The 8,562-nt window shown below is 70.5% G+C and carries 8 protein-coding genes and 1 pseudogene; all 9 read left to right on the forward strand.

Annotation, left to right across the window (positions count from 1 at the left end):
* Window positions 1–105 precede the first annotated feature (105 nt).
* On the forward strand, window positions 106–1,212 hold the full coding sequence (locus tag AOK08_RS10550; protein WP_055525228.1) for a quinone-dependent dihydroorotate dehydrogenase: 1,107 nt from the start codon (window positions 106–108) through the stop codon (window positions 1,210–1,212).
* Window positions 1,209–2,054, forward strand: coding sequence for an orotidine-5'-phosphate decarboxylase (gene pyrF / locus AOK08_RS10555; RefSeq protein WP_055525229.1), 846 nt, complete (start codon window positions 1,209–1,211; stop codon window positions 2,052–2,054). The genes AOK08_RS10550 and pyrF overlap by 4 nt, the downstream gene beginning before the upstream one ends.
* A 276-nt stretch (window positions 2,055–2,330) precedes the next feature.
* The gene (locus tag AOK08_RS10560) at window positions 2,331–2,654 is read left to right on the forward strand and encodes an integration host factor (protein ID WP_006382163.1); all 324 of its coding nucleotides are present in this window, start codon (window positions 2,331–2,333) and stop codon (window positions 2,652–2,654) included.
* A gap of 36 nt (window positions 2,655–2,690) precedes the next feature.
* The gene (gene gmk / locus AOK08_RS10565; RefSeq protein ID WP_055525230.1) at window positions 2,691–3,284 is read left to right on the forward strand and encodes a guanylate kinase; all 594 of its coding nucleotides are present in this window, start codon (window positions 2,691–2,693) and stop codon (window positions 3,282–3,284) included.
* Window positions 3,285–3,322: 38 nt separating this feature from the next.
* The gene (rpoZ, locus tag AOK08_RS10570; protein ID WP_006382157.1) at window positions 3,323–3,595 is read left to right on the forward strand and encodes a DNA-directed RNA polymerase subunit omega; all 273 of its coding nucleotides are present in this window, start codon (window positions 3,323–3,325) and stop codon (window positions 3,593–3,595) included.
* A gap of 160 nt (window positions 3,596–3,755) precedes the next feature.
* On the forward strand, window positions 3,756–4,958 hold the full coding sequence (gene coaBC, locus AOK08_RS10575) for a bifunctional phosphopantothenoylcysteine decarboxylase/phosphopantothenate--cysteine ligase CoaBC (protein ID WP_055525231.1): 1,203 nt from the start codon (window positions 3,756–3,758) through the stop codon (window positions 4,956–4,958).
* Between the two features lie 310 nt (window positions 4,959–5,268).
* Window positions 5,269–6,477 (forward strand): methionine adenosyltransferase, encoded by a 1,209-nt coding sequence (gene metK, locus AOK08_RS10580; RefSeq protein ID WP_055525232.1) that lies wholly within the window; start codon window positions 5,269–5,271, stop codon window positions 6,475–6,477.
* Between the two features lie 258 nt (window positions 6,478–6,735).
* Window positions 6,736–7,955 (forward strand): primosomal protein N' family DNA-binding protein (locus tag AOK08_RS10585; RefSeq protein ID WP_479683318.1); only part of this gene is annotated, 1,220 nt, incomplete at its 3' end.
* A gap of 2 nt (window positions 7,956–7,957) precedes the next feature.
* A pseudogene (locus AOK08_RS47185) lies at window positions 7,958–8,562 on the forward strand (primosome assembly protein PriA); the annotation flags it as partial.

Genomic DNA, 8,562 nt, shown 5'->3' on the forward strand with positions numbered 1-8,562 from the left:
CGAACAACTGACCGCGGCCCGCGACTAGCAGCCCGAGAGGGACACCGGAAACGGTGTCCCTCTCTTCATGAGGCCTCCTGGTGGGGCCGTATCGAGGACATCACCATGTACAAGCTTTTCTTCCGTCTGGTCTTCACCCGGATGGACCCCGAAGAGGCCCACTACCTGGCCTTCCGCTGGATCCGGCTCGCCGCCCGCGTGCCCGTGCTGCGGACCTTCGTCGCCGCCGCCCTCGCACCCCGTTACGAGGAACTGCGCACCGAGGCCTTCGGGCTGCGGATGCACGGGCCCTTCGGGCTCGCGGCGGGCTTCGACAAGAACGCGGTCGCGATCGACGGGATGTCGATGCTCGGCTTCGACCACGTCGAGATCGGCACGGTCACGGGGGAGCCGCAGTCGGGCAATCCCAAGAAGCGGCTGTTCCGCCTTGTGCCGGACCGGGCGCTCATCAACCGCATGGGATTCAACAACGAGGGTTCGCTGGCCGTGGCGGCCCGTCTGGCGAGCCGGGAGGCGGTCTTCAGGACCGTCGTCGGCGTCAACATCGGCAAGACCAAGGTCGTCCCCGAGGGTGAAGCCGTCGCCGACTACGTGAAGTCGACCGAACGGCTCGCCGAGTACGCCGACTACCTCGTCGTCAACGTCAGCTCGCCCAACACGCCCGGCCTGCGCAACCTCCAGGCCACCGAGTCGCTGCGCCCGCTGCTCAGTGCCGTCCGCGAGGCCGCCGACCGTACGGTGACCTCCCGCCGGGTCCCGCTGCTGGTGAAGATCGCGCCCGACCTCGCCGACGAGGACGTGGACGCCGTCGCCGACCTCGCCGTCGAACTCGGCCTGGACGGGATCATCGCCACGAACACCACCATCGCGCGCGAGGGACTCGGCCTCACCTCCGCACCCACCCTGGTGAAGGAGACCGGCGGCCTCTCCGGCGCACCCCTGAAGGCCCGCTCCCTGGAGGTGCTGCGCCGCCTCTACGCGCGCGTGGGCGACCGGATCACCCTGGTGGGCGTCGGCGGCATCGAGAACGCCGAGGACGCCTGGCAGCGCATCCTGGCCGGCGCCACGCTCGTACAGGGCTACAGCGCCTTCGTCTACGAGGGCCCGTTCTACGCTCGCGACCTCCACAAGGGCCTCGCCGCCCGCCTCCGTACGAGCCCGTACGCCACCCTCGCCGACGCGGTCGGCGCCGACGTGAGGAAGACCGTATGACAGTCCTGGAGCCCTTCGGCGCCCGTCTGCGCCGCGCGATGGACGAGCGCGGCCCGCTCTGTGTCGGCATCGACCCGCACGCCTCGCTGCTCCTCGACTGGGGTCTGAACGACGACATCGCCGGCCTGGAGCGGTTCAGCCGCACTGTCGTCGAGGCGCTGGCCGGCCGGGTCGCGGTGATGAAGCCGCAGAGCGCGTTCTTCGAGCGCTTCGGATCACGCGGGGTCGCCGTACTGGAGAAGACCGTCCAGGAGGCGCGGGAGGCCGGCACGCTGGTCGTGATGGACGCCAAGCGCGGCGACATCGGCTCCACCATGGCCGCATACGCCGCCGCCTTCCTGGAGAAGGGTGCCCCGCTGTTCTCCGACGCGCTCACCGTCTCGCCGTATCTCGGCTACGGCTCGCTGAAGCCGGCCGTCGACCTCGCCCGGGAGAGCGGCGCGGGCCTGTTCGTGCTGGCGCTGACCTCCAACCCCGAGGGCGGCGAGGTCCAGCACGCCGTCCGTGAGGGCGGACTGAACGTCGGCGCGACCATGCTGGCGTCCCTCGCCGCCGAGAACGCGGGGGAGCGGCCCATGGGCTCCTTCGGCGCGGTCGTCGGGGCCACGCTCGGCGACCTCTCGTCCTACGACCTCGACATCAACGGACCTCTCCTCGCACCCGGCGTCGGCGCGCAGGGGGCCACTCCGGCAGACCTCCGCGAAGTGTTCGGGGCGGCGCTGCGCAACGTGGTTCCGAACATCAGCCGAGGTGTTCTACGTCACGGTCCCGAACTCGTCGCCCTGAGGGACGCGTCGGACCGCTTCGCCGACGAGATCCGGGCCGCAGTGGCCGCGACCTGAGCATTCGCACACTTCGGCGGAGTCCTCCGATGAGTGACTTCCGGACTCCTTGAGACTGAATACATTCTCAAATCCAGGGCACTTTGACCGAAATATCCGACCTGACGAAGGCTGACCAGGACTTTTCCGCTGTTCTCGCTGACTCCGGCGGACTTGGCCGCTAGTCTCCGACGAGAGTCAACGAGCGAGCGTGTTGCTCGTAGCTCACCAGGTGAGGGGTGATTAGGTTCCTCACCGGTCCGTATCCGACAGTTCGACATCCGAGGTGACGTAGGCGTGGCTCTTCCGCCCCTTACCCCTGAACAGCGCGCAGCCGCGCTCGAAAAGGCCGCCGCGGCTCGCCGGGAGCGGGCCGAGGTCAAGAATCGACTCAAGCACTCCGGCGCCTCCCTTCACGAGGTCATCAAGCAGGGCCGCGAGAACGACGTCATCGGCAAGATGAAGGTCTCCGCGCTGCTCGAATCGCTCCCTGGCGTGGGCAAGGTCCGCGCCAAGCAGATCATGGAGCGACTCGGTATCTCCGAGAGCCGCCGAGTGCGTGGTCTTGGCTCCAACCAGATCGCCTCCTTGGAGCGCGAGTTCGGCAGCACCGGCTCCTGAGTCCTGGCACCCCGGGATTCCTGGAATAATCGCCGTATGGCTGCAACATTCCGGGGGACCACCCCCGAGCCCCCGGACGTACGTCCGCGGCTGACCGTGCTCTCCGGCCCCTCGGGCGTCGGCAAGAGCACGGTCGTCGCCCATATGCGCAAGGCGCACCCCGAGGTCTGGCTCTCGGTGTCGGCGACGACCCGAAAGCCACGCCCCGGTGAGCGCAACGGCGTCCACTACTTCTTCGTCACCGACGAGGAGATGGACAAGCTGATCGCCAATGGCGAGCTCCTGGAGTGGGCCGAGTTCGCCGGCAACCGCTACGGCACACCGCGTGCGGCCGTGCTGGAGCGGCTGGAGTCCGGCGAGTCGGTCCTTCTGGAGATCGACCTCCAGGGCGCGCGGCAGGTCCGTGAGTCCATGTCGGACGCCCTGCTGGTGTTCCTGGCTCCTCCCTCCTGGGAGGAGCTGGTGCGCAGACTGACCGGGCGGGGCACCGAATCGCCCGAGGTCATCGAACGCCGTCTGGAGGCGGCGAAGATCGAACTGGCCGCCGAGCCGGAGTTCGACGAGACCCTGGTCAACACCTCCGTCGAGGACGTGGCGCGCGAGCTGCTAGCCTTGACGGAAGTTGTGTGATCGTTCTCGATCCCATCCCACCTTTCGGAAGGCAGAGCGTGTCCTCTTCCATCTCCACGCCCGAGGGCATCATCAACCCTCCGATCGACGAGCTTCTCGAAGCCACCGACTCGAAGTACAGCCTGGTGATCTACGCGGCCAAGCGTGCCCGCCAGATCAACGCGTACTACTCGCAGCTCGGCGAGGGCCTCCTTGAGTACGTCGGTCCGCTCGTGGACACCCACGTCCACGAGAAGCCGCTCTCGATCGCGCTGCGTGAGATCAACGCGGGTCTGCTGACGTCCGAGGCCGTCGAGGGCCCCGCGCAGTAGTATTTTCAACTTTCGCTTTACTTATCCACAGGCCCGACAGTCCGACTGTCGGGCCTGTGGTGTGTCATAGACCCGTACGCCGAGGAGCCGCGGCGTACGGTGCCCGGCCGGGTGCCGAGTCGGTATCGAGCCAGTCGCGTGTCGAGTCAGGGGAGGCCCGGTGGGCAAGCCGAAGGTCGTACTGGGGGTCAGCGGCGGCATCGCCGCGTACAAGGCCTGTGAGCTGCTGCGGAGACTGACGGAGTCGGGCCACGACGTCCGTGTCGTCCCCACCGAATCCGCCCTGAACTTCGTCGGCGCGGCCACCTGGTCGGCGCTCTCCGGCCACCCCGTCTCCACGGAGGTCTGGGACGATGTCCACGAGGTCCCGCACGTCCGCATCGGCCAGCAGGCGGACCTGGTCGTCGTGGCCCCGGCGACGGCCGACATGCTCGCCAAGGCGGCCCACGGCCTCGCCGACGACCTGCTCACCAACACCCTCCTGACCGCCAGGTGTCCGGTCGTCTTCGCCCCCGCCATGCACACCGAGATGTGGGAGCACCCGGCCACGCAGGAGAACGTGGCGACACTTCGCCGCCGCGGTGCCCTCGTCATAGAACCGGCCGTGGGGCGTCTCACCGGCGTCGACACAGGCAAGGGGCGCCTGCCCGACCCGGCCGAGATCTTCGAGGTCTGCCGCCGGGTGCTGGCCAGGGGGGTGACGGAGCCCGACCTCGTCGGGCGGCACGTCGTCATCAGCGCCGGCGGAACCCGCGAGCCCCTCGACCCGGTCCGTTTCCTCGGCAACCGCTCCTCGGGCAAGCAGGGGTACGCGCTCGCCCGTACGGCCGCCGCGCGGGGCGCACGCGTCACACTGATCGCCGCGAACACCGGCCTGCCGGACCCGGCCGGCGTCGATGTCGTGCAGGTGGGGACGGCCGTCCAACTGCGCGAGGCCGTACTGAAGGCGGTCGCGGACGCCGACGCCGTGGTGATGGCCGCGGCGGTCGCGGACTTCCGTCCGGCGGCCTACGCGGCCGGAAAGATCAAGAAGAAGGACGGCGCGGACCCGGAACCCGTCGCCCTGGTCAGGAATCCGGACATTCTCGCGGAGATCTCGGCCGACCGCGCCCGGCCCGGCCAGGTGGTCGTCGGCTTCGCCGCCGAGACGGACGACGTCCTCGCCAACGGCCGTACGAAGCTGCGGCGCAAGGGATGCGACCTGCTCGTCGTGAACGAGGTGGGGGAACGCCGGACCTTCGGCGCCGAGGAGAACGAGGCCGTCGTGCTGGGCGCGGACGGCAGCGAGACCGTGGTGCCGCACGGGCCGAAGGAGGCACTGGCCGAGGTCGTGTGGGATCTGGTCGCCGACCGTCTGGAGTAAATCCGACCGGAATTCGTCCGGAAGCTGTCCGGAGTGAATGATTCCGTCGCCCCGGCACCGGTTCTGTCACTCCGGCAGGCCCCCGTACGTCCCCTTCCGTCCCGGACTTCGCGGCGTGGCGCCCCCTGGCGCACACCGCCGGGGATTGGGCAGAATGCCCGTGTCGCAGGCCACGACACTTCCGAGAGGCGAGACGGATGGGCCGATGGCAGAGTGCGACCGATAAACTGTTCTCGGACGACACCGGGCGCAGCTCCCGAGTCCGTCCGCCAATGATCAGCCAGCAGCCGCTGCAACCACAGGGAGCGTTGTGTCCCGTCGCCTTTTCACCTCGGAGTCCGTGACCGAAGGTCACCCCGACAAGATCGCTGACCAGATCAGCGACACCATTCTCGACGCGCTTCTGCGCCAAGACCCCACGTCCCGAGTCGCCGTCGAGACGCTGATCACCACCGGCCTGGTGCATGTGGCCGGAGAGGTCACCACCAAGGCCTACGCGCCCATCCCGCAACTGGTGCGCGACAAGATCCTGGAGATCGGCTACGACTCCTCGAAGAAGGGCTTCGACGGCGCCTCCTGCGGCGTTTCGGTCTCGATCGGCTCGCAGTCGCCGGACATCGCGCAGGGCGTCGACACGGCGTACGAGCAGCGTGTCGAGGGCGACGAGGACGAACTCGACAAGCAGGGCGCCGGCGACCAGGGCCTGATGTTCGGCTATGCGACGGACGAGACCCCGGAGCTGATGCCGCTCCCGATCCACCTCGCCCACCGTCTCTCGCGCCGGCTGTCCGAGGTCCGCAAGAACGGGACGATCCCGTACCTGCGCCCCGACGGCAAGACCCAGGTCACCATCGAGTACGACGGTGACAAGGCGGTCCGCCTGGACACGGTCGTCGTCTCCTCGCAGCACGCGAGCGACATCGACCTGGACTCGCTCCTCGCCCCCGACATCCGCGAGTTCGTGGTCGAGCACGAGCTGAAGGCCCTCCTCGACGACGGCATCAAGCTGGAGACCGAGGGCTACCGCCTGCTGGTCAACCCCACCGGCCGCTTCGAGATCGGCGGCCCGATGGGCGACGCGGGCCTCACCGGCCGCAAGATCATCATCGACACGTACGGCGGCATGGCCCGGCACGGCGGCGGCGCCTTCTCGGGCAAGGACCCGTCCAAGGTCGACCGCTCGGCGGCGTACGCGATGCGCTGGGTCGCGAAGAACGTCGTCGCCGCCGGTCTGGCCTCGCGCTGCGAGGTCCAGGTCGCGTACGCGATCGGCAAGGCCGAGCCGGTGGGCCTGTTCGTGGAGACCTTCGGCACGGCCAAGGTCGACGCCGAGAAGATCGAGTCCGCGATCACGACGGTCTTCGACCTCCGTCCCGCCGCGATCATCCGCGACCTCGACCTGCTGCGCCCGATCTACGCCCAGACGGCGGCATACGGCCACTTCGGCCGCGAGCTGCCCGACTTCACCTGGGAGCGCACGGACCGCGTGGAGGCACTGCGGAAGGCCGTGGGGCTGTAAGGCCTCCAGGTGACTGTTGATCGATCGTTGAGGCCCGGTGTCCCGAGAGGGGCGCCGGGCTTCGGCATGCCGGGAAATGGCCGGCGAGGGGCCCCGCGCGCTCGTACGTTGGTGATCTCCCGGTGCGCGGGCCGCGGTTACTTCGGTGGAGTGCGTCCCTCGGGCGTGCGGTGAATCTGGAATTTCGTGCCGCTGCCGGCTTGATCTCGGGAGTTCCGGCGCCGCCCGTTGTCAGTGGCGTTTGGTAAGAATGCAGGCGTGAGCAGCGACAACGGGCAGGGGAGTGGCGGGGCCGACGGGGCCCGAGGTGCCGAAGGTGCGCCGCCCGAGCAGCTTGCGTTGATCCGGGAGACCGTGCGGCAGGCCAAGGCGCCGCGGGCCAAGCCCCGGACCTGGCGAGGGGCCGCACTGGCCAAGGAACTGCCCGTCGCACGCGTGCTGGTCGACAAGGGTGTGCTGCATCTCGACCGGTACTTCGACTATGCCGTGCCCGAGGAGATGGACGCCGACGCCCAGCCCGGGGTGCGTGTCCGCGTCAGGTTCGGGGCCGGGCGGCACCGGGTGCGGGACGGGCGCCGTGAGGGCGGCGGGCTCATCGACGGCTTCCTGGTCGCGCGCCTCGCCGAGTCCGACTACTCCGGCCCGCTGGCCGCGCTGGCACAGGTCGTGTCGCCCGAGGTCGTACTGAGCGAGGAACTGCTCTCACTGGCCCGGGCCGTCGCCGACCGGTACGCGGGAAGCCTCGCCGACGTACTGCAACTGGCCGTACCGCCGAGGAACGCCCGGGCCGAGAAGGCGACACCGGCCGTGGCCCTGCCCGTCGCCGGGGCGCCGGACACCGGGTCCTGGCGGCGGTACGAGCGTGGGGGCGCGTTTCTTGAGGCGCTCGCCTCCGGGGGCGCGCCGCGTGCCGTGTGGAACGCGCTGCCAGGGCCCGGGTGGAGCGAGGAGCTGGCGCGGGCCGTCGGCGCGACGCTCGCCTCAGGGCGCGGGGCCCTGGTCGTCGTGCCGGACGGGCGTGCCGTCGTACGGGTCGACGCCGCCCTGACCGCCGTTCTCGGGGAGGGACGGCACGCCGTGCTCACCGCCGACGCCGGACCCGAGAAGCGGTACCGGGAGTGGCTCGCCGTGCGGCGGGGTGCCGTACGGGCCGTGGTCGGGACCCGTGCCGCGATGTTCGCGCCCGTCCGGGACCTGGGGCTCGTCGCGCTCTGGGACGACGGCGACGACAGCCACAGTGAGCCGCACGCCCCGCAGCCGCATGCGCGTGAGGTGTTGCTGCTGCGGGCCGCGCAGGACAAGTGCGCGTTTCTGCTGGGCAGTTGGAGCTGCACCGTGGAGGCGGCACAGCTCGTCGAGAGCGGGTGGGCCCGGCCGCTGGTCGCCGGCCGGGAGCAGGTGCGGGCGGCAGCCCCGCTCGTACGGACCGTCGGCGACGGGGATCTCGCGCGGGACGAGGCGGCCCGGGCCGCCCGGCTNNCGCCCGGTGCCGGCACTGTGCCGGGCCGATGGAGGCACGGGACGCCGGGGCGCCCTGGTGTGCCTGGTGCGGGCGGGAGGAGACCGGCTGGCACTGTCCGGAGTGCGGCGGGCTCCGGCTGCGGGCGCAGGTGGTGGGCGCGCGGCGGACCGCCGAGGAGCTGGGGCGGGCGTTTCCGGCGGTGCCCGTGCGGACCTCCGGGCGCGAGCATGTGCTGGACACGGTGCCGGGGACGCCCGCGCTCGTCGTCAGCACGCCCGGCGCCGAGCCCGTCGCCGAGGGCGGGTACGCGGCTGCCCTGCTGCTGGACGGGTGGGCCATGCTCGGGCGTCCCGACCTGCGGGCCGGGGAGGACGCGCTGCGGCGCTGGATGGCGGCTGCCGCGCTCGTCCGGGGGCAGGGCGTGCGCGGGGAGGCGGCACCGGGCGGAACGGTTGTCGTGGTCGCCGAGCCCACGCTGCGGCCGGTGCAGGCGCTGGTGCGCTGGGATCCCGTGGGGCATGCCGTGCGGGAACTCGCGGAGCGCGCCGAACTGGGGTTCCCGCCAGTGTCGAGGATGGCGTCCGTGGCCGGGACGGCGGAAGCCGTCGCGGGATTCCTCGCCG

This window comes from Streptomyces graminilatus (genome assembly GCF_001418565.1).
Lineage (GTDB): Bacteria > Actinomycetota > Actinomycetes > Streptomycetales > Streptomycetaceae > Streptomyces > Streptomyces graminilatus.